This window comes from Xenorhabdus sp. XBWT (assembly GCF_059072735.1).
Genome location: NZ_CM180990.1, coordinates 1,412,808 through 1,434,542 on the forward strand (window position 1 = coordinate 1,412,808; position 21,735 = coordinate 1,434,542).

Below are 21,735 nucleotides of genomic sequence, written 5' to 3' on the forward strand. Positions count from 1 at the left end.
TAGGCATGTGGTATTTTGCTTGGATTCTTGGAACGCTCTTGGCTTGTAGTTTTGCGATTATTGCAGCATTGGCACTTGAGCATAGCGAATCAAAAAAAGCGACTGAGAGTGACGAAAAATAATGTTGGCTGATAAATGTCACCAACTTATGGATAAGGGCCCATTGAGGGCCTTTATCCTCATTATAGCTTTAGTGCTTGCTTCATGTGTGTTTTGGACTCCGGCACGTTTTGCGGCCAACACCAGCTCATTACAAATATGGCAGGGGATTTTATTAATTTGGGCGGTTTGTTCTGGTGTTACTTTTGGTATCGGATTTCACCCTAAGTGTATTATATAGCACCTGTTTTTTCACCCGTTACCCAAATTTTTAATTCTTCTTTTGGGTTTATATCATTTTTTTAAATAGATAATGAAATATCAATATTTATCCTGATTTCCCAATAAAAGGGTGGAATTGATACTCATGCTAATCTTTTAAAGGGCACTTATTAAAACAGTGCCTCCAATAGTTTTATTCACAGACTTTCAGCAGAACACTCAATCATATAAGATATGGAATATTTGTAGGTTGAAATACATTGAAATTAGTTTTCTCAATTACAGTTTACCTCATATGTGCGCTAGAGACTACTCGGCCCAGCAGAAGATTATTCCTTCTGGAATTTCCATATGCAGTGCTTGTGCTTTGTGAGAAAGCTCCCAGAAATATAGCTAATCGTATATAGTTTATAAATACAGTGGCTGAGGTAAATGAGTGTAGCTGACATAGTTGTAGTTTGAAAAACTATGATTTGGATGATTAATAAAAATAAATAACAGAAAAGTAAATTTCATTAGTTTTTTCATTTGTAATAAATAATGTATTTCAACTGATTATTTGTTAACTTTTCATTTTGGTTAATTTTTCTGGGAATATTTTCCTTGCCAAGTGGTTTGGAATTTATTATTTCAATTTTATCTATAAATAATAGAGTTATGCTTTAAAATTTAGTATATTAAAGTAATTATTTAAATTAATACTAGTTTTAGTGTATTATCTTTTTGTGTAAAATGTGCATTTGTATAGATAGTTACCATTTACAACATTTTGAATAAAAAGACATTATATTATTTTAATCGAACTCAGCGATGATGGAATTCTGTTTTTGACTAGAAGGAATCGTCTTCTGAGCTGACTAGTAATTTTTATGATTAGGTTGATTATTGTACAAATTGTTTGAAGGTCATCTATTTTGGTTCTAAGTTTATGGATCGTTGGCCTATAATTTTTTTAACTTCTTTTACTGACAAGTCATTCCAAAGCGCTATTGTCTTGAGTATAGTGACAGCGTCAATTCGCCGAATTAGGATTATATGAGTAAGATGTTATTCCGTTGGCCTATCCGTGTTTACTACGAAGACACAGATGCTAGTGGTGTGGTCTATCATGCACAATATTTGTTCTTCTATGAAAGAGCCCGTACAGAGATGCTGCGTGAAAAAGGCTACAACCAACAGTACATGCTGGATAAGCAAGTTGGTTTTGTTGTCAGCCGTATGACTATTGACTACCGGAAACCAGCGAAATTGGATGATCAGCTGGTTGTTGAAAGCGAAATTACGAGTATCCGTGGCGCTTCTCTGACATTTATTCAACGAATTGTTGATTGCAAGGGTCTAGTTATCAGTAATGCAGAATGTCTGGTTGTCTGTGTGAATTCATCTCAAATGAAGCCTATTGCGCTTCCAAAGTCTATTGTCGCGGAGTTTAAGTAGTGACTGACATGAATATCCTTGATTTATTTCTTAAGGCAGGTTTCTTAGTTCAGCTGATCATGCTGATTTTGATCGGTTTTTCTATCGTTTCTTGGGCAATCATTATTCAACGAACAAAGATCCTTAATGCTGCAAGCCGTGAGGCGGAAGCATTTGAAGATAAATTTTGGTCGGGTATAGAATTATCTCGTCTTTATAAAGAAAGTCAGTCTCGTCGTGAGTCTTTAAGTGGCACTGAACAGATTTTTCATTCTGGTTTTAAAGAATTTTCGCGTTTGCATCAAGCAAATAGCCATGCTCCAGAAGCAGTTATTACAGGAACTTCCCGTACTATGCGCATCTCACTGAATCGTGAGCTGGAAACATTGGAAAATCACATTCCGTTTTTAGGAACGGTTGGTTCCATTAGCCCTTATATTGGTCTGTTTGGCACGGTTTGGGGGATAATGCATGCTTTTATTGCTCTGGGGGCTGTTAAACAGGCCACTTTGCAAATGGTTGCTCCCGGTATTGCAGAAGCCCTAATTGCAACAGCGATTGGTTTATTTGCGGCGATTCCAGCGGTGATGGCTTATAACCGTCTGAATCAGCGCGTCAACAAACTGGAACAAATTTACGATAACTTTATGGAAGAATTCTTAGCCATTCTGCATCGTCAGGCTTTTGCTTCCAATACTAATAAGTCGTAATAAATCGTAAGGGGAAATCAGCGAATGGCGCGCACTCGTAGTCGCAGACGTGAGCTAAAATCCGAGATCAATATCGTCCCCTTGCTGGACGTGTTGCTAGTGTTGTTGCTGATCTTTATGGCAACCGCACCGATTATCACACAAAGCGTAGAAGTCGATTTACCTGATTCGGTGGATTCAAAAACAGTTTCCAGCACTGATAATCCACCCGTTATTGTGGAAGTTTCTGGGGTAGGAAAATATAGCATGGTTGTTAATCAGGAACGTTTGGAGTTGTTACCTGAACAACAAATCGTCGCCGAAGTTCAAACTTTAATAGAATCCAATCCGAAAACGGTTTTCTTGATTGGTGGTTCTAAAGAAGTTCCTTATGATGAAATTATCAAGGCGCTGAATATGCTTCGTCAGGCGGGTGTAAAATCGGTGGGTTTAATGACCCAGCCTATCGGAGCCTGACAGCAGCTGTCACTTAAAGTTTCTGGATGTCGAGTGTGGAAAAGACAAGCGAGCAAAACAATAAGTTGAATCGCGCCATTATCATTTCGGTAATATTGCACATTGTCCTGATCGGGTTTCTGATTTGGGGTTCGTTGGTGCAAAAAACGGAAATGGGAGGCGGTGGACAAGATGGTACAGTCATTGATGCTGTTATGGTCGATCCGAATGCGGTTGTTCAGCAATATAATCAGCAGCAACAACAGCAGGCCAATGCAAAGTTAGCTGAACAACAGCGAAAGAAGAAAGCTGAACAGCAGGCTGCTGAATTGAGGGCAAAGCAGGCTGAAGAACAAGAACGTCTGAAAGTGGCTGAAGAAGAGCGAATTAAAGCTCAACAAGTGGCTGAAACCCAGAAAAAACAGGCTGATGCTGCCGCCACTAAAGCGCGCGAAGATCAGGAACAGGCTGCTAATGCCGCTGCTAAAGCACGTGAAGAGCAAAGACAGGCGGAAGAAGCGGCTGCAAAAGCGCTGGCAGAAAAAGAAAGAATTTTAAAAGAGCAAACTGAAGCTCGACAGAAAGCGGAAGCTCAGGCGAAGAAAGAGGCCGAAGAAGCTGAAAAACGTAAAGCGGCTGCTGAGGCAAAAACTAAAGCAGAAACTGAAGCTAAGGCCAAGTCAGCCGCGGAAGCTAAGGCTAAAGCGGAAGCAGAAATGAAGGCTAAGGCCAAAGCTAAGGCAGAAGATGCGAAACAGGCTCAAGCAATTGATGATTTGTTAGGTGGGTTGACGTCCAATGCACCTAAACCGGGTGGGGCGACTGCGGCAGGCAAAGGCGGCGGTAAGAAAAGCGGTCCTTCCGACTCGGATATCAATAATTACAAAGGGCAGATTCAGTCTGCAATCCAGCAGAATTTTCGCGACCCAGACCTGTATATTGGCCGTACCTGTGAATTAAAGATAAAACTGGCATCAGATGGATTGCTGATTGATATCAAAACAGGAGTCGGTGATCCAGCATTGTGTCGTGCTGCGCTTACAGCAGCTAATTTAACCAAGAAAATGCCACGCCCACCAAGCAAAGACATTTATGAGCATTTTAAGGATTTCACACTAGACTTTAAACCTCAGTAAGGTAATTGTTTGGTACAGAAGTTTTATTTTCTAGGTAAATCTTAGAATAATTTATATGAACAAACAAAATTATTAGATTTTATTTAGGTATCTAGTTTTGTTTGTTAGCGTTTGTTAGAATCCGCGGATTATTGCGGGCATATAAGCGATCGCAATAAGGGAGAGATGATGAAGCAAACTTTTAATCAGATGTTTAAAGTCGTACTGAGCTTTTTGATGATGTGGGCAGCACTTGCTCATGCAGAAGTTCGTATTGAAATTACACAAGGTGTTGATTCTGCTCGTCCTATTGGGGTTGTCCCATTTAAATGGACTGGAGTGGGTGAGGCTCCTGAGAATATAGGTTCAATTATTGCTGCGGATTTAAGAAACAGTGGAAAATTCAATCCTATTGATTCAACCCGTATGCCACAACAACCAACTACCGCGTCAGAAGTAACGCCTGCGGCGTGGTCTGCGCTTGGAATCGATTCAGTGGTTGTTGGGCACATTCAACCGAGTGCAGATGGGAAATTTCTTGTTTCTTACCAGCTGGTTGATACTGCTGGTGCACCAGGAACGGTGTTGGCACAGGATCAATTCTCAATAGAGAAAAAATGGCTGCGTTTTGCAGCGCACACAGCGAGTGATCAGATTTTTGAGAAACAGACAGGAATTAAAGGGGCGTTTCGTACCCGTATAGCTTACATAGTTAAAAATACCAGTGGCGCGAAATTCCCATATGAGTTGCGTGTTTCTGACTATGACGGTTATAACCAGTTTACTGTGCATCGTTCACCTGAACCATTGATGTCACCAGCATGGTCACCAGATGCTTCCAAACTGGCCTACGTGACATTTGAAGGTGGTCGTTCCGCTTTGGTTATTCAGACACTGGCTACGGGGGCAAAACGTGAAGTGGCATCGTTTCCTCGTCACAATGGTGCACCTGCATTTTCCCCGGATGGAACTAAATTGGCCTTTGCTCTATCTAAAACAGGCAGTTTGAACCTTTATCTGATGGATTTAGCTTCTGGTCAAATCCGTCAATTAACTGATGGTCGCAGTAACAATACTGAACCAAGCTGGATGCCGGATAGCCAAACACTGGTCTACACCTCAGATCAGGGTGGTCGCCCCCAGCTGTATAAGATCGATATTAATGGCGGTGCTCCACAACGCCTAACTTGGGAAGGACCACAGAACCAAGATGCAGATGTTAGCCCTGACGGCAGTTTTATCGTGATGGTTAGCTCGGCAAGCGGCAGTCAGCACATCGCCAAACAGGATCTGGCAACGGGATCTGTCCAAATTTTGACAGATACGTTTCTAGATGAAACGCCGAGTATCGCACCTAATGGCACTATGGTGATTTATAGCTCCACTCAAGGGTGGGGAACTGTATTGCAGCTAGTTTCGACTGATGGGCGTTTCAAAGCGCGTCTTCCGGCTACTGATGGACAGGTAAAATTCCCTGCCTGGTCGCCGTATCTGTGATGCATAATAATATGTATGGCAAACTATAAAAGGATCAAAGAGATGCAACTGAATAAAGTGCTAAAAGGGCTGATGTTAGCTTTACCAATCATGGCCTTAGCTGCGTGTAGTGCTAATAAAACTGGTAACAATGATCAGTCTAATGTAGGCACTGTTGATAATTCATCTAAAGCAGGTTTGTCTGCTGAAGAATTAGCACGTCAGCAAATGCAAGAGCTGCAAAACAACAATATCGTATACTTCGGTTTCGACAAGTATGATATCAACAGCGAATTCGCTCAGATTCTGGATGCACACGCTGCATTCCTGCGCACTAATCCATCTGTTAAAGTGACTATTGAAGGTCATGCTGACGAACGCGGTACCCCAGAGTACAATATCGCGCTGGGTGAACGTCGTGCAAATGCAGTGAAAATGTATCTGCAAGGCAAAGGTGTTTCTGCTGACCAGCTCGCTATCGTTTCTTACGGTAAAGAAAAACCAGCTGTACTTGGCCATGACGAAGCAGCATACGCGAAAAACCGTCGCGCTGTAATCGTATACTAAGAGTAATGCATGAACAGTAACTTCAGACGTTATGTATTGGGTCTGTCGTTATTGGTTGGCGTAGCGGCTCCTTGGGCCGCTACCGCCCGAGCGCCAATCAGTAATGTCGGCTCAGGCTCCACCGATGAGCGCCTTTCCCAATTAGAGCGTATTTCTGACGCTCACAGCCAGTTATTAACCCAACTCCAGCAACAACTTTCTGACTCTCAACGTGATATCGATACGCTACGTGGTCAAATTCAGGAAAATCAATATCAGTTAAATCAGATCATTGAACGTCAGAAGGATATTTATCTGCAATTGGATAAAATTATTAATCCATCAGCTGCGGAAAGTTTAGAAAATAAAGATGCTACTCCTTCGACACCGACCGGAAATAAACAATCTGCTGCGTCGTCAAGTACGGGAAGTGAAAAGGGTGATTATGATGCAGCCGTTTCTTTGGCAATTAATACCAAAGAATATGATAAGGCGATTGCAGCATTTCAAAATTTTGTCAAAGCCTATCCTAAGTCCAAATATTTATCGAATGCTAATTATTGGTTAGGGCAGTTGAATTACAACAAAGGTAAAAAAGACGATGCAGCTTATTACTTTGCGACTGTTGTGAAAGACTATCCTAAGTCACAAAAAAGCAGTGATTCCCTGTATAAAGTTGGTTTGATTATGCAGGAAAAGGGACAAAAGGGTAAAGCGAAAGCGGTTTATCAACAAGTAGTTAAGCAATACCCTGGTACTAATGCGGCAAAAATGGCCGAGAAAAAGATTTCTGGGATGTAATAATTATCCCCAAAAGGTCATATATCGGTCTCTTTGGGGATAATTGGGTGATTAGTAGTCATGTGAATTGATTTTCTAAAATAAATATTGCGCTGTTCTGAAAAATCAGTAATATAAGCCGCCGTTGGCAGGGATAACTGCCAAACAGATTTAGATGGGTCGTTAGCTCAGTCGGTAGAGCAGTTGACTTTTAATCAATTGGTCGCAGGTTCGAATCCTGCACGACCCACCATATAAATTTCCAAACCAAGCTTATCCTCAGATGGGTCGTTAGCTCAGTCGGTAGAGCAGTTGACTTTTAATCAATTGGTCGCAGGTTCGAATCCTGCACGACCCACCATCTAAATTTCCAAACCAAGCTTATCCTCAGATAAATCGTTAGCTCAATCGATAGAACAGTTGACAATTAATCAATTAGTCGCAGGTTCGAGCCGAGCGAGAATCTTCTGTCCGTTCATAAAACTCAGTTTCCACTAGTAAATACATTAGTAAATATTTCTTGTTCGTTTCGTGAATTCAAGAGCTAACAAATGCAAGAAAATGGTTTATCTTATTCTGCATCATCATTTAATTAACTTTTTTGGGTGAAAATTTTAGATAGGGTATGGCAATAAATTATATTACATACATTATGTGTCGATATTATTAACAGTTTGATGTGAATACGTAAAAAGTATAGTCTATTTCAAGGATTGGGAGTCATTGAACTTTACTAATAGATCCGTTATCTTGTTTAGTATATGAAACATAAAAAGATTGAATAGCCAATTTGTCTCGCAATTCTACCTTTATGGTGTAAATACACTAAACATTAATTTATGGTAAGGATAAGAAAGCATGGATTTTTTCGATATCACTAACAGATTAGTACATATTTCATTAGGAGCGGGTGGTTATGACCTTTCATATATTGAAGCGACAGGTACGATAGCAGGTTTATTATGTATTTGGCTCGCTAGTCAGGAAAAAACCATCAATTATCTATTTGGATTAATTAATGTCTCATTATTCGCCATAATCTTCTTCCAAATTCAACTCTACGCAAGCCTCATCCTACAAATTTTTTTCTTCGCTGCTAACATTTATGGTTGGTATGCTTGGAGCCGAATGGATGACCAAAAACAAGTAGAACTTAAAATTCGGTGGCTTAGTCCCAAACAGATGATCATTGTTGCAATAGTATCCATACTTGCCATATTGGTAATAACTTTCAATATTGATCAAATTTTTGGTTATATGGCAAAAGTTGTGGTACTCGCTTTACAGGCCATGGGCTTTAATATTGTCATGCCTAAATTGGAGCCTGATGCTTTCCCATTCTGGGATTCGGTGATAACAGTATTATCGGTAGTGGCAATGATATTGATGACCCGTAAGCATGTAGAAAACTGGCTGATATGGGTCATTATTAATGTTATCAGCGTAGCTATCTATTATCACCAAGGTGTTCTGGCGATGTCATTGCAATATATTATTCTGATGGGTATTGCATTAAATGGTGCACGTTTATGGATCAAGGCAGCTCAACATGACGAACAACCACCGGAAGAAAGTGTAAATTAAAACTGATGACAGGCCAGAGATAATCAATCAATATGCTGGTGGCCTGTCATAATTTATATATCTGAATTAACATAACTTTTACGTTGAACAGTATTTTTTATAAAAATAACCCTTCTTTTTACTCACAAAGATTATTTACAGCACTACGCCTAACAGTTAGATTGAGATCACAAAATTATTTCAAATAACTGTAAACACATTAGGTGAAGGGCAATGAACTACCAGAATGACGATATAAGGATAAGAAAAATAACAGAATTACTACCACCAGTTGCATTACTCGAAAAATTTCCTGCGACAGAAAATAGTGCTGTTACGGTTCACAAGGCACGTGAATCTATTCATAATATTTTAATTGGTGAAGATGATCGTCTATTGGTAGTAATTGGTCCATGTTCAATTCATGATCCTCAAGCAGCATTGGAATATGCGGGACGCTTGAATAAATTACGTGAAGAATTGAAAACCGATTTGGAAATTGTTATGCGGGTTTATTTTGAAAAACCCCGTACAACCATAGGTTGGAAAGGATTGATTAATGATCCAAATATGGATTGTAGTTTTAACATCAATGATGGGTTACGTACCGCCCGTAAGTTATTGCTCGAAATTAATAATATGGGGCTGCCAACGGCGGGCGAATTCTTAGATATGATTACTCCCCAGTATTTGGCTGATCTCATGAGCTGGGGAGCGATAGGTGCACGTACAACGGAATCTCAGGTTCATCGTGAATTAGCCTCCGGGCTTTCTTGTCCGGTTGGTTTCAAAAATGGCACAGATGGTACGATTAAAGTCGCTATTGATGCCATTAACTCAGCCAGCTCACCACACTGTTTCCTGTCTGTCACAAAATGGGGTCATTCTGCCATTGTTAATACAACAGGCAACCGAGACTGCCATATTATTCTGCGTGGTGGTAAAGAGCCGAACTACAGTGCTGAACATGTCAGTGCTGTTAAAGAAGGGCTGGAGAAAACAGGGCTGGCACCTAGCGTGATGATTGATTTCAGTCATGCAAACAGCTCGAAGCAGTTCAAAAGACAAATGGATGTTGGAGCAGATGTTTGTGCTCAGATTTCTGGCGGTGAATATGCGATTATTGGGGTTATGGTTGAAAGCCATCTGGTTGAAGGAAACCAGAGTCTGGAGAGTGGGGAACCTTTGGTGTACGGCCAAAGTGTGACAGATGCTTGTATTGGTTGGGAAGATACGGAAACGTTACTTCGCCAATTGTCTCAGGCTATCAAGAATCGTAGAAGCTAATCTTTTGCAATAAATGAATAAAAATAAAAAAGCCGGGGTTTGAAGTGACCCCCAATAGTTGGACAACCAATGACTGGGGGTTTTTTATGTCTAAATATAGTCGTGAACTAAAAATCATGATTGCTAAACGATGTCTAGCAGGTAACGCATCGGATAAGCTATCAGCGGAATATTCAATCTCTTCTCGACAAATTCGATACTGGTCTCAAGTTGTTGCCATTCATGGTGATAACGCTTTTTTGCCAACGCCTCACTCTCTTTGTGCTACAACAAAACTCCATGCTTTGAAATTAATGTGGACAAATGATTGGTCTCTCACTCACACTAGCGCAGTTCTCAATTTAACGACCCCGGGTAGATGCTCACGCTAAGCCACTCATTCACAGTGATCAAGGTTGGCAATATCGACATAGGGCTTATCAAAAACAACTTGCTGATAAAGATATTAAGCAAAGTATGTCGAGGAAAGGGAACTGTTTGGATAATGCGATGGCCGAAAACTTTTTTGCCTTACTCAAAACAGAAATGTATCACCGACAGTACTTTAAAGATGCTGATGAACTGATTGAAAAGATAGAAGAATACATCGAATATTACAATACAAAACGGATTAAGGTGAAATTAAAAGGCCTAACTCCGATAGAATATCGAAATCAGGCCTTACATGCCGCTTAACTAAAATGTCCAACTTTTTGGGGTCAGTTCAATTATTTCCGGCTTTGTAGTATTACTTTGCTGTGATCCTTAAGGATTACTTGGCCTTACCTTGGTTTGCTACCGCCGCCGCTTTTGCAGCAATCTCATCGGCATTGCCCAGATAATAGTGTTTGATAGGTTTCATATTTTCATCAAACTCATAAACCAGTGGCACAGCAGTTGGGATATTCAGCTCCAGAATTTCATCTTCGCCCATGTTATCCAGATATTTCACCAGTGCGCGCAGAGAGTTACCGTGAGCGGCGATGATAACTTTTTCACCTTTCTCTACACGGGGTTTGATAATTTCTTCCCAATAAGGAACAACGCGCTCAATTGTGGTTGCAAGACTTTCTGTTGCAGGGAGTTCTTCTTGTTTCAGATTTGCATAGCGAGGATCATGCCCCGGGTAACGTTCATCATCTTTGACCAAATCAGGGGGAGTGATGGCAAAGCCACGGCGCCACAATTTAACTTGATCATCACCGTATTTAGCGGCAGTTTCTGCTTTATCCAGACCTTGCAACGCGCCGTAGTGACGTTCATTCAGTTTCCAGCTTTTTTCGACAGGCAGCCATTGCTGATCGACTTGATCCAGAATGTTCCACAGAGTGTGAATAGCACGTTTTAAAACGGAAGTATAGGCGAAATCAAAAGAGAAACCTTCCTGTTTCAGCAATTGACCCGCTTGTTGTGCTTCAGAGCGGCCTTTGTCAGACAGTTCAACATCAGTCCAGCCAGTAAAACGGTTCTCTTTGTTCCACTCGCTCTCTCCGTGTCTTACAAGAACCAGTTTGGTTACAGCCATAGCTTAAACTCCTATCAGTACTTTTAATACGAAATGAAATGGTCGCTGCGGGCATTATATGGCGCGATAGACCGAAACGGCAAACAATAGTCTCGTAACTTCTGTTTTAAATCATGTTTGGTGACAGTTGCATCAAGTACATACTTTGTGGCTGGGGAAAAATGGGAGGAAGCATTCAACAGTTTCTGATCTGAACTGTACCTCAGAGGATGGACAACAGTTCAGATCAGCTGAACTCAATTTAGTTCATAATTACTGATTTTATTGGATAGGTGAAAAACAGTAGATGCATCAGATTGAGTGAAAAATGGAAAGCAACCGCCACCCATAAACGACCACTCCACATCCATGCTATACCATAAATTAGCCCTGCTAATGTAGCGAAAATTACCATCAGGCTGCCACCTGAAAAATGAGCAATCCCGAAAAGCAAAGAAGTCATGATAAGGGCGAAGTAAGGGTTCATCCACTGGCTCAGCTTTTGCTGAATGTAACCGCGGAATAGCGCTTCTTCTGCCAAAGAGACAAAGAAAATATTAGCGAAGATGAAAGCAGGAAGCCAATTGGGGAAGTGAAGCTCAACAGCTAATCCGCCTAATTTCGTTGCAAGCCACAGTAATGCGGGAATGGCTGCGATTAATAGCGCCCAGCCGTGGGGAGGTGCATTAACTACAGGCTTCCGGGTAAACAAAGTAGGTATGCAGCATAATAAGATCAATGGCAACAATGCCTTGTCAAAGTTGAGATACATTGTAAAAGGTGCGCTGAGTGAGCCTGCCTGTATCTTATCCAGATATTTCAGATTATGGAAACCCGGAAGGTAATGTAGAAACAGTAAAATACCAGAGATGAGTAATAATAACTCTGTAATAGTTCTAAGGCCAAAATGATTTTTGTAGTAAACATGTGCAGCCCCCAAAGCCGTAATCACGCTTAACGTGATTATTGCGGGGTAGGTAAGTATGTTAGTGCTGATTCCGGCAATGATAGAAAAGAGTGCAATGAGAAAAGCAATTTTCTTGCGACTATCCAAAAATGCCAATGAAACGGCAAGTAGTGCCCAAGCCATATAATTCCCTGTTATCTTTAAAAAACAATTAAATAACCTAAAAACAGGGAGGTATTGTATAATAATAGGTAAAATATTCAAAAAAAAACGTAAAAAATATCAAGAAAGTAGCGCTTTATATTTATAGATGGCCATGAAAATAAGTAGTCATGAAAAAAGAGAAATCACACTGGACTCCCCTCTATCAAAGAGAGGAATCACAGCAGAAAATTAAATAGGAAAATAATTACAATGATTTTGAAGAAACTGTACCAGTTTCATACCGATAAATATTATTGTCAGGAATAAATCTCAGGCGATGAGTAATGCACTCTGGAGAGTCTTCCTCATGATGGGAAACAAACAAAAGTTGCGTTTCGCCATTGGAAATCATGATATCAATAAAACGCAGGACTAGCTGACGGTTGAGAGAGTCGAGTCCCTGCAATGGTTCATCCAGAATCAGTAAGGTGGGATGTTTCACTAAAGCACGGGAAATTAAAACAAGTCTCTGTTGCCCCCATGATAAGCTATGGAGTGGGCTGGTGGCAGTTTCTTCAGATAACCCTAATAACCTTAGCCATTCATCAGCCAATTGATTTTGTCGATCCGAAACGGCCTGATAAAGCCCTATTGAATCAAAGAAACCTGAAAGAATGACGTTTCGGACGCTGGTATTGACACGATATTCTAGGTGAATATTGTTACTGACATAACCAATATGGCGTTTAATGTCCCAAATAGTTTCACCACTCCCCCGTTGCTTGCCGAAAAGTATTAAATTATTGCTGTAACCTTGGGGATGATCGCCTGTAATAAGGCTGAGAAGCGTTGATTTACCGGCACCATTCTCGCCCGTGATTTGCCAGTGCTCATGAGGATTCACTTGCCAGTTCAGACCATGCAGAATTGGTTTTTCATTATACTGAACGACGATATTATGCATTGATACCAATGGCTGATCAGCAAGTAGTTGCTCATCAGCACAATACTCATCTTTTTCGGGAAGATGAATGTTATGCAATTTTTCACTATGTGCCAATTGCGCCACGAGAGATTCTGCCAGAATATTTGCTTTTTCTCCGGCCATCGTCAGGTGACAATCGGCCAGTACACCGATTTTCTTGACAAAATCAGGGATTTCATGAAATCGGTTTAAAATCAAAGCTAAAGTAATGCCTTTTACTGCCAGTGCTCCCAATAACTGAGCAAGTTGATTTTGTGCATAAGCATCCAGCCCATCAAAAGGCTCATCAAGGATAAGAAAATCGGGATTTACCATTAATGCCTGACAAAGCAAAACCTTACGATTTTCTCCAGTGGAGAGATATTTAAACCGTCGTGAGAGTAAATCCTTGATGCCAAAATACTCTGATAATTCAAGGCATAGTTCATTATCTTTATGATGGAGCTGAATGATGTCTGCGGCAGTACGCCCGGTATCTTCCTCATCTTCACTGAGTAAATCTGTATTATTGCGTTGCCACTCTTCATCGATCAGTTTTTGTAATTGTTCAAAAGAGAGACGCACTGGTGTATGAAATGAACAATGATGTTCGCCTGCCAGCTGGATTAATTCATTCGACAGAGCACGGGCCAACGAAGATTTTCCACTGCCATTTGCACCAATAAAAGCCCAACTTTCCCCGGAAATAATTGTTAGTGACGGTAGCCGCAGGGTACGGGTGTCACTTAAACGGAAACTACCTTGTGTTATTTGCAACTCAGACATTTCTCTTCCTTATTTAAGCAACATGAACTAAATAATCACCAGAAATAAGCGGAATAATGCGTAATGTCAATGCATGGTTGTCTATTATTCATTGAGGCGGAATAATTTTTGAAATTCATTGTATATCCACACTCAACATTTCATTTTTAACATTGATCTTTAATATAATGTTTTAACACAGGGTAGCAATAATGACTTTATCGGCGTTGAAAAGCGCGGTAACACAATCATTGAGCTGGAGTTTCAAGCGCACGGCTTCCTGATTGGATAATGTAACACAGAGCGATTCCCCTCCAATAAGTGCCAGAATAATTTCACTGTATTCTGTACCAGTTTCAATATGGCTAATTTGGCTGGGCAAAACATTATCAAATGAGGTTGGGGGAATATATTCTTTAGCCAAAGTTATCCACGGTGCTTTAATTAACACGAGAACTTCTTTCCCATGAACCAAATTCAGCCTATTTGCGCTTTGTTCTGTCAGCGCAGCGCAGATCGACGTTTTGCCATTGCTCAATAAGACCCGTACATGTTGCTGGATATTTTTATGGTTACGTTCAACGATTGTGCCAAAAAATTGATTTCGTGCGCTGGTTTGCAATGAAAATCGAGAAAAAGCGGCAATCAGGCTATCTAAAGGCAGTGAGTCTTCTTTTAACGCATTAAATGCTTTTTGTTGAACTTTTTCTAGAAAATCATAAAGTTGTAGCAGACGTTCTCCATGATGTGTAAGTAAAGCACCGCCGCCACCTTTTCCTCCAGTAGCACGTTTTACTAACATTTCATCTGCGAGTTGGTTCATTTCATTGATGGCATCCCACGCGCTTTTATAGCTGATACCTGCCTGTTTTGCCCCCTGACTGATAGAACCCGTGATTTTAATTTGCTTAAGTAACTCGATTCGCCGAGGATCAGCGAACAGACGTTGCTGCAATTTAAGTGTTAACAATATTTCGGCTTGCATAGTGACCAGTTTCAGACAATTATTTGAAAGTTTTTACAAGATAACAATAAGAATCGCACGTTTCGTCGGTTACTGTTACTTTTTTATTGTCTAGAATAACGGGATTACCCTCTGTGTTATACTTAGTGTGGCACAGTAAATTTATTAGTCGCTCAGGATATGAGGTTGGCATGTTTGAATTACTTAAAAGTATGGGATTTGCGCTGATCATGGTTCCCGTGGTGATGGCTGCTATTTTGGCTCTTATTTACGGACTTGGCGGATTGTTTAATATCATTTCCAGAAATGAAACGAAAGGCAGTATTGAGCAGTAGTTTTGACCTAACTTGATTTCCAGCGTTTCTACTAATTTGATCTTTCTTTCACAGGTCTGGCTATCCTGACTTCAGAACGAAGACAAACCCTATTTAATCAACAGGGTTTGTCTTTTCTTTGATAACCTTTATCTACTTAACGATTGATTGTTGCTGTTGAATTTTTTTATGTTTTGTAATATTTACATTGAATTAATTCAAAAGCTAAAACTGGCTCACAACTTGCCGATTAATCTCAGAATAGCATTTCATTTAACGTTGTATCTTGTTATATACGACGCACCACATTGATTATTTTAGGTGAACTATAAAATGAAAAAGACGATGCATCAGTTGCTGACTGGTGCTGTGGTTTCTGCTGCGCTTATCGGGAACGTTTGGGCTACTGATAAAGTGACGGTTTTCGCTGCGGCGTCATTAACTAATGCACTTGATGGTATTTCTGCACAATACAAGAAAGATAAGCAGGGTAATATTGTCACCTCATACGCTTCATCATCGACACTGGCACGCCAGATAGAGCAAGGGGCACCTGCGGATATCTTTATTTCTGCTGATCAGCAGTGGATGAATTATGCTACTGATAAGCAATTAATTGTTGAAAATACCCGTCATACCTTATTGGGCAATCAACTGGTCCTGATTGCTCCCAAAGAAAGTCACTTAGATATAGTTGAACTCAACTCAGATACAAAATGGAAATCTTTACTAGCGGAAGGACGATTAGCTGTTGGCGATCCGGATCATGTCCCAGTTGGTATTTATGCCAAAGAATCACTGCAATATCTGAATGCATGGGATACGGTTAACCCATTGATGGCACGTACTAATAACGTGCGTAGTGGTATGGCGCTAGTAGAACGGGCAGAAGCACCATTGGGCATTGTTTATGGTTCTGATGCTGTTGCCAGCAATAAAGTGAAAGTAGTGGGTGTCTTCCCATCAGAAAGCCATAAAGCGGTGGAATATCCGGTCGCAATAATCAAAGGTCACGAAACACAGGCTGTCCGTGATTTTTATGATTATCTTAAAACACCTGAAGCCGCTGCAATTTTTAAACGTTACGGTTTTAATCCACTGTAGGAACTGATCTTTTGGAGATGTTAAGTGAATACGAATGGCAGGCTATTTTGCTGAGCTTAAAAATCTCAGTTATTGCTGTGCTGTTCAGTTTGCCATTCGGGATCTTAATGGCATGGATGCTGGCACGTTGTCAGTTCTTTGGAAAATCCCTGCTCGACAGCATTATCCATCTGCCACTGGTATTACCGCCAGTGGTGGTGGGGTATTTGTTACTTATCAGCATGGGGCGTCGTGGTGTGATTGGTGAATTTCTTTACGACTGGTTTGGTGTTAGTTTCGCATTTAATTGGACAGGAGCGGCATTAGCTTCGGCCGTAGTAGCGTTTCCACTGATGGTGAGAGCCATCCGGTTATCACTGGAAAGTATAGATCAGCGTTTAGAACAGGCTGCACATACGTTGGGAGCAGGCTCTCTTAAGGTCTTTTTCACGATAACCTTGCCGTTGTCATTACCGGGTATTATTGTTGGTGCAGTACTCGCATTCGCCCGATCTTTAGGGGAATTTGGTGCCACCATTACTTTTGTTTCAAATATTCCGGGTGAGACGCGAACCATTCCCCTTGCCATGTACACATTGATAGAAATGCCCGGCGCGGAAACAGCCGCCGCACGTTTATGCATTATTGCAATTGCACTGGCGTTGGTCTCATTGATGCTTTCTGAATGGCTGACACGTTGGGGAAGAAAGCGTTTGGGGGTGGCATGTTAGAACTGAATTTTGAGCAGCGCTTGGGTGAGTTGCACATGCAGGTTGCTACCACATTACCCACAGAAAGTATCACTGCCATATTTGGGCTTTCAGGGGCAGGAAAAACCTCATTAATCAACGTAATTGTCGGATTGACTCGTCCACAAAAAGGCCGGATTGTCTTAAATGACCGTACTTTAGTGGATGTAGAACAGAAAATTTTTCTCCCACCAGAAAAACGTCGAGTTGGCTATATTTTTCAGGATGCACGTCTTTTTCCGCATTATCGCGTGAAAGGAAACTTGCAATATGGTATGGCACCGGAGATGAAATCTCAGTTTGATAACATCGTAGGGCTATTAGGTATTGAGCACTTGCTGTCACGTTTTCCTGTCACATTATCTGGCGGAGAAAAACAGCGGGTGGCGATTGGTCGTGCATTACTGACAGGGCCTGAAATTCTGCTTATGGATGAACCATTGGCATCACTGGATTTGCCACGTAAGCGAGAATTGTTGCCTTATCTCGAAAAATTGTCTGAAGATGTCAAAATCCCGATTTTATACGTTAGCCACAGTTTGGATGAAATCTTGCGATTGGCGGATAATGTGATTGTTATGGATAAGGGAAAAATCCGTGCTAAAGGGGCATTAGAAGATGTTTGGGCAAGCAGTGCGTTACGCCTGTGGCTGCAAAAAGAGAGTCTTAGCAGCATAGTAAAAGTTTCTGTCATGGAGCACCATCAGCGTTATCAAATGACCGCAGTGGCGGTGGCTGATAAAGCTCTTTGGTTGCCGCAAATTGATGCAGCTCCGGGTACTGATCTGCGTATCCGTATTGATGCCTCAGACGTTTCTTTAGTTTTGGAGCCCCAAAGAGTCAGTAGCATCCGTAATACCCTGCAAGTGAAAGTCATTGAGTTTTTCGAGAATAACGGTCAAATTGATGTCAAATTAGCGTTAGGTGAACATTGTTTGTGGGCGAGGATTACATCTTGGGCGCGTGAAGAGTTAAATTTACGTGCTGGGCAATGGCTATATGCGCAGATAAAGAGTATTTCTCTGAACCGTCATTTATAACTCATGGAAACATAAGCAGGGAGCACAGCTATACAGCTCGTTATACAGTGATGACGAGTAACACTGATTTAACTCCCCTTATGCGATTAATACAAATTAAAGCACGTATTTTCGAATCACCTCAGCAATACCGGGTTGGGTATTATCCCGCGTGATAATATCTGCCCGCTCTTTAACGGTATCAACCGCATTTCCCATGGCGACACCCAGACCCGCCGTTTCCAGCATACTGAGATCGTTATAATTATCACCAAAAGCAATGACATTTTTCATACTCAGATCTTGGGATTCTACCCACTGCTGTAAACGCATCCCTTTACTATTACCTTTCTTGGCGATATCTACCTGATCAAACCATGACCATTCACACTCGAGACCAACGTTTTCCTCAATTTGTTCGCTAATCTCACGCAGTTTCACTAAATTTGATGAGCTGGTGGCAAACTTCCAAATAAAATTGAAATCGTGAATTGCATCTTGAAAGTTACTGATTTTCTGAAGAGTGGGACGCTGATGTTCAGGCAAAGAATCTGACCATGCGAGAGTTCGGGCTACAGTATGTGGAAATTCATATAAAATAGACTCATCAACATACATTAGATGCTGAATTTCGGTGTCTTGCAGATAAGAAAGCGCCAGAGAAGCTTCTTGAATGGAAAGTGGATTAGAAGCTAATACTTTCTTTGCATTAAAGTCATATGAATAAGCCCCATTACAGCAAATTGCAGGAGTGTCGAGTTGCAGAGCTTGATAGAAAGGACGGATAGCGACATGATGGCGACCAGTGACAATCAATATCTTAATACCAGCCTGGCGGGCTTCATTCAGGGCGGACAGGGATTCCGACAAAATATTTTTTTGTGGATCAAGAAGAGTTCCATCTAGATCCAATGCGATAACGCGGTATGACATGTATCGGCCTCTATATTATCTATGATGTCATTGTTTATGATGCAAACAAACATTATACAGTAGTTAAAAATAGTTAAACTTTCTTTTGAGGAGTTTAGCAGATGAAATTTTTCAAGAATCGTTACAGCTTAACGAAATGGTGATGAAGTATTAAGGAGAGAGAATGAGACAGGTGGTTTATACAGCCAGCCCGAATAGCCGTCAGATTCACGTATGGTCGCTCAATGTAGCAGGGGAACTTTCTCTTATCCAGACAGTGAATGTGCCGGGGGAAGTGCAGCCTATGGTAATTAACCCTAATGGTAAGCACCTTTATGTGGGAGTTCGCCCTCAATTCAGCATAGTAACTTATGCTATCGGGGAAAATGGGCATCTTGAACAGCAGTCCATCGCACTATTGCCGGGAAGCCCTACCCATATATCAACAGACAAAACAGGGCGCTTTTTATTTTCTGTTTCTTATAGTTTCAATAAATTAAGCGTTCATCCTATTGATGAAGATGGCATCGTTAAAGCCCCGATACAAATAGTAGAAGATTTGCAAGCTCCTCATTCTGCCAATATTGATCGAGATAATTGTCAGTTACTGGTTCCATGTTTGAAAGAAGATCGCATTCGTATTTTCAATTTAGATGAGCAGGGTTACCTGACAGAAAACCGCACTGATGAAATCACCACGGTTGCGGGAGCAGGTCCGCGTCATATGGCATTTCATCCGGAAAAACAGGCGATTTATTGCATCAATGAATTGGACTCAACAGTTGATGTTCTGCGCAAATGGGAAAAATATCGTATTGTGCAATCGGTTGATTCGTTACCTGCGGATTTTTCCAGTGTCCGCTGGTCGGCGGATATTCATATTACATCGGATGGTCGCCATCTCTATACCAGTGAGCGTACTGAGAGTTTGATCAGCCACTTCCGTGTGTCGGGAGATGGCTACCATTTAACATTAGTGGGCCATTACCCGACAGAAACCCAACCCCGTGGTTTTACCATAGATCACAGTGGTTGCTTCCTGATCGCGTCGGGGCAGAAATCGGGGCATATTTCAGTCTCGCGTATTGATAAATATTCCGGTAGATTAACCCGACTGGCACGTTATCCAGTCGGTAAAGGCCCTATGTGGGTAACGGTACTGGCACTGTAAACCTGAACCGCGTTCTTTTGGGCGCGGTCAGTTTTTTAAGATAATGATTATGAAACCTGCAACTTTACTTATTCCTGTTCCTGATGTTAAAGCTGGAGTGGCATGGTATAAACGAGCTTTTCCTGCCGCTCGCCCTGTTTATTTGCCAGAATTTGATTTTACTGTGTTGGAAGTTGGGGATTTTTCGTTAGATATCGTACAAGCTGATGAAAAAGTCAGTTCCGGTCAGCATGGGACGGTTTTGTATTGGTCTGTACCTTGTCTTGAGACTTCCATTCAACATTTCCAGACCATAGGTGCTTTGCTTTATCGCGGACCAATGAAGATTGATAGTGGTTTAGGCATGTGCCAAGTTAAAGATCCTTTCGGCAATCTCATTGGTTTGAAAGGGCAATTTAAGGGTGATACAAATTAGTCTTTTTGGCTATAAATGCAACCCGTCCCTTGTCTCTTTCTCTATTTTTTGCAATTGATAATAAAAGTGAAAAAGATGTCACTTTCATGATGTAATTGCAATGCTGGTATAAACAGATTGTGATTACTCACTCCAGTCGCATAGAGAGTTATGTGGCTAGAGTCTATTTTATTTCTACTGCAAGAAAAACTTTAATCTATTGAGTTTCAAATGAGATCTTGATTTTTAAATAATAGATTAATAAATAGTATTCTAAAATTGCAGATCACTTCCCTACTCCTCACACAGCAAGGAGTAAGGAATACTCATAATTTGAGTGTATTACTATTATGAAAACTTATTTATTGTCTGATATTAGATTAGGGTAAAAGAACCAACACCAGATAAAACAAGAGGATGTGTAACAAAAAGATTGCTTTGATACACGGAAAATAAATCGCCTAAATAAACATTTCCTCTATAAAGACGCAATACAATGTTTTTCGGATTAATAAAAACTTGGAAGTTTAGTGATGCATTTATAATGGTCTGAGCATGTCTAACCACACCAGAAAGGTGAACGTTATTAATGCTTACCTGTGGTATTTGGTTATATCCTCCATGGACATAGCCATTAAAATGAGTGTTTTTACCAACATTTTGTTCATTTCCAATAATGACAGGATAAGATGATACTTGGATAAAAGGGTAATACCCATATTGATAAAAAGTATTGATATTAAAGTACCCGCTAACAGATTCTGTTAAGTTTAACACAGGGCTGGTTGAAGCTTCCTCATTTAAAGTTTCTGCAAATAAATGGGCGAGTTCAGGTTTTTCTTTTACCAGCATTTCATAATGAGATATTTCTTTTTTATATTGATTTTGAGACATCTCAAATACGTTTTGCATTTCTTCATTAGAAGGTAAGATTACGTTTTCTGTATTCATAATATATTCCTATTTGGTTTTTTATCGATGTGATTTTAGAATGGAATATATCATAAAAATTTTTTTAACATAGTATGGAGGACAACGAATTTATTATTAATATTTATCAATGATTGATTTTTGAGAATGCTTTAATGGACTTTTATTTTTTATTAGAAATTAACAATAATGGAATTTTAAACATTAAATAATTCCGTGAAAGTATCTACCCGTCGTCTTTCAAATTATCGCTTTATTGACTTTTCTTGCTTTCCCTGTTGCATCGT

At 40.6% G+C, this 21,735-nt stretch carries 23 protein-coding genes, 2 tRNA genes and 2 pseudogenes; 21 read left to right on the forward strand and 6 right to left on the reverse strand.

From position 1 onward, the window contains the following. Window positions 1-5: 5 nt before the first annotated feature. The 15 genes and pseudogenes from cydX to AC5JQI_RS06400 all read left to right on the forward strand — a co-directional run. A complete protein-coding gene (gene cydX / locus AC5JQI_RS06330; RefSeq protein WP_010848294.1) occupies window positions 6-122 on the forward strand; it encodes a cytochrome bd-I oxidase subunit CydX in 117 nt (38 codons plus the stop codon). Beyond that, a pseudogene (gene ybgE, locus AC5JQI_RS06335) lies at window positions 122-409 on the forward strand (cyd operon protein YbgE). Before cydX ends, ybgE begins: the two are co-directional and overlap by 1 nt. A gap of 947 nt (window positions 410-1,356) precedes the next feature. Further along, window positions 1,357-1,758 (forward strand): tol-pal system-associated acyl-CoA thioesterase, encoded by a 402-nt coding sequence (ybgC, locus tag AC5JQI_RS06340; RefSeq protein ID WP_237387517.1) that lies wholly within the window; start codon window positions 1,357-1,359, stop codon window positions 1,756-1,758. Beyond that, window positions 1,758-2,447, forward strand: coding sequence for a Tol-Pal system protein TolQ (tolQ, locus tag AC5JQI_RS06345; protein WP_237387518.1), 690 nt, complete (start codon window positions 1,758-1,760; stop codon window positions 2,445-2,447). The genes ybgC and tolQ overlap by 1 nt, the downstream gene beginning before the upstream one ends. A 24-nt stretch (window positions 2,448-2,471) precedes the next feature. Beyond that, entirely contained in the window at window positions 2,472-2,903 is a 432-nt protein-coding gene (gene tolR / locus AC5JQI_RS06350; protein WP_323855835.1) for a colicin uptake protein TolR, read from the forward strand. A 35-nt stretch (window positions 2,904-2,938) separates the two neighbouring features. Continuing rightward, window positions 2,939-4,018 (forward strand): cell envelope integrity protein TolA, encoded by a 1,080-nt coding sequence (tolA, locus tag AC5JQI_RS06355; RefSeq protein WP_493914089.1) that lies wholly within the window; start codon window positions 2,939-2,941, stop codon window positions 4,016-4,018. Between the two features lie 189 nt (window positions 4,019-4,207). Then, window positions 4,208-5,494, forward strand: a complete 1,287-nt coding sequence (gene tolB / locus AC5JQI_RS06360) for a Tol-Pal system beta propeller repeat protein TolB (RefSeq protein ID WP_493914630.1) — start codon at window positions 4,208-4,210, stop codon at window positions 5,492-5,494. Window positions 5,495-5,536: 42 nt separating this feature from the next. Further along, window positions 5,537-6,040 (forward strand): peptidoglycan-associated lipoprotein Pal, encoded by a 504-nt coding sequence (pal, locus tag AC5JQI_RS06365; protein WP_323855833.1) that lies wholly within the window; start codon window positions 5,537-5,539, stop codon window positions 6,038-6,040. 9 nt (window positions 6,041-6,049) lie between these two features. Next, entirely contained in the window at window positions 6,050-6,820 is a 771-nt protein-coding gene (gene cpoB / locus AC5JQI_RS06370; protein ID WP_493914090.1) for a cell division protein CpoB, read from the forward strand. 156 nt (window positions 6,821-6,976) lie between these two features. After that, window positions 6,977-7,052, forward strand: a tRNA-Lys gene (locus AC5JQI_RS06375). Between the two features lie 32 nt (window positions 7,053-7,084). Beyond that, a tRNA-Lys gene (locus AC5JQI_RS06380) sits at window positions 7,085-7,160 on the forward strand. A gap of 497 nt (window positions 7,161-7,657) precedes the next feature. Then, the gene (gene pnuC, locus AC5JQI_RS06385; protein ID WP_493914091.1) at window positions 7,658-8,383 is read left to right on the forward strand and encodes a nicotinamide riboside transporter PnuC; all 726 of its coding nucleotides are present in this window, start codon (window positions 7,658-7,660) and stop codon (window positions 8,381-8,383) included. 213 nt (window positions 8,384-8,596) lie between these two features. After that, window positions 8,597-9,649 (forward strand): 3-deoxy-7-phosphoheptulonate synthase AroG, encoded by a 1,053-nt coding sequence (gene aroG / locus AC5JQI_RS06390; protein WP_493914092.1) that lies wholly within the window; start codon window positions 8,597-8,599, stop codon window positions 9,647-9,649. A gap of 86 nt (window positions 9,650-9,735) precedes the next feature. Beyond that, on the forward strand, window positions 9,736-10,020 hold the full coding sequence (locus AC5JQI_RS06395) for a transposase (protein WP_493914093.1): 285 nt from the start codon (window positions 9,736-9,738) through the stop codon (window positions 10,018-10,020). A 4-nt stretch (window positions 10,021-10,024) separates the two neighbouring features. Beyond that, window positions 10,025-10,324 (forward strand): annotated as a pseudogene (locus AC5JQI_RS06400) (IS3 family transposase); the annotation flags it as partial. 76 nt (window positions 10,325-10,400) lie between these two features. On the opposite strand, the gene gpmA reads toward AC5JQI_RS06400, so the two are convergent. From gpmA to modE, 4 genes are all read right to left on the reverse strand, one after another. Next, complete coding sequence (gene gpmA / locus AC5JQI_RS06405) at window positions 10,401-11,153, reverse strand: 2,3-diphosphoglycerate-dependent phosphoglycerate mutase (protein WP_493914094.1); 753 nt, start codon at window positions 11,151-11,153, stop codon at window positions 10,401-10,403. Window positions 11,154-11,394: 241 nt separating this feature from the next. Further along, window positions 11,395-12,222 (reverse strand): CPBP family intramembrane glutamic endopeptidase, encoded by an 828-nt coding sequence (locus AC5JQI_RS06410; RefSeq protein ID WP_493914095.1) that lies wholly within the window; start codon window positions 12,220-12,222, stop codon window positions 11,395-11,397. 226 nt (window positions 12,223-12,448) lie between these two features. Continuing rightward, window positions 12,449-13,933: a molybdate ABC transporter ATP-binding protein ModF gene (gene modF / locus AC5JQI_RS06415; protein ID WP_493914096.1), complete on the reverse strand. Its 1,485-nt coding sequence runs from the start codon at window positions 13,931-13,933 to the stop codon at window positions 12,449-12,451. Window positions 13,934-14,105: 172 nt separating this feature from the next. Beyond that, window positions 14,106-14,897 carry a molybdenum-dependent transcriptional regulator gene (gene modE, locus AC5JQI_RS06420; protein WP_493914097.1) on the reverse strand — a complete coding sequence of 264 codons (792 nt, stop codon included), beginning with the start codon at window positions 14,895-14,897 and terminating at the stop codon, window positions 14,106-14,108. A gap of 170 nt (window positions 14,898-15,067) precedes the next feature. On the opposite strand from modE, the gene AC5JQI_RS06425 reads away from it, so the two are divergent. From AC5JQI_RS06425 to modC, 4 genes are all read left to right on the forward strand, one after another. Further along, window positions 15,068-15,211: an AcrZ family multidrug efflux pump-associated protein gene (locus tag AC5JQI_RS06425; RefSeq protein WP_237387529.1), complete on the forward strand. Its 144-nt coding sequence runs from the start codon at window positions 15,068-15,070 to the stop codon at window positions 15,209-15,211. Between the two features lie 312 nt (window positions 15,212-15,523). Next, complete coding sequence (modA, locus tag AC5JQI_RS06430; RefSeq protein WP_493914098.1) at window positions 15,524-16,294, forward strand: molybdate ABC transporter substrate-binding protein; 771 nt, start codon at window positions 15,524-15,526, stop codon at window positions 16,292-16,294. Window positions 16,295-16,311: 17 nt separating this feature from the next. Continuing rightward, window positions 16,312-17,004 (forward strand): molybdate ABC transporter permease subunit, encoded by a 693-nt coding sequence (gene modB / locus AC5JQI_RS06435; RefSeq protein WP_323855616.1) that lies wholly within the window; start codon window positions 16,312-16,314, stop codon window positions 17,002-17,004. Then, window positions 16,998-18,062, forward strand: coding sequence for a molybdenum ABC transporter ATP-binding protein ModC (gene modC / locus AC5JQI_RS06440; protein ID WP_493914099.1), 1,065 nt, complete (start codon window positions 16,998-17,000; stop codon window positions 18,060-18,062). The genes modB and modC overlap by 7 nt, the downstream gene beginning before the upstream one ends. 96 nt (window positions 18,063-18,158) lie before the next feature. On the opposite strand, the gene AC5JQI_RS06445 is transcribed toward modC, so the two are convergent. After that, on the reverse strand, window positions 18,159-18,974 hold the full coding sequence (locus AC5JQI_RS06445) for a pyridoxal phosphatase (protein ID WP_323855607.1): 816 nt from the start codon (window positions 18,972-18,974) through the stop codon (window positions 18,159-18,161). Window positions 18,975-19,137: 163 nt separating this feature from the next. Between AC5JQI_RS06445 and pgl the strand changes: the two genes are divergently transcribed. Then, a complete protein-coding gene (pgl, locus tag AC5JQI_RS06450; protein ID WP_493914100.1) occupies window positions 19,138-20,124 on the forward strand; it encodes a 6-phosphogluconolactonase in 987 nt (328 codons plus the stop codon). 49 nt (window positions 20,125-20,173) lie between these two features. Beyond that, on the forward strand, window positions 20,174-20,539 hold the full coding sequence (locus tag AC5JQI_RS06455) for a VOC family protein (protein WP_493914101.1): 366 nt from the start codon (window positions 20,174-20,176) through the stop codon (window positions 20,537-20,539). A gap of 354 nt (window positions 20,540-20,893) precedes the next feature. Here AC5JQI_RS06455 and AC5JQI_RS06460 read toward each other — a convergent pair whose 3' ends face one another. Continuing rightward, window positions 20,894-21,469 (reverse strand): hypothetical protein, encoded by a 576-nt coding sequence (locus AC5JQI_RS06460; RefSeq protein WP_493914102.1) that lies wholly within the window; start codon window positions 21,467-21,469, stop codon window positions 20,894-20,896. Window positions 21,470-21,735: the final 266 nt, after the last annotated feature.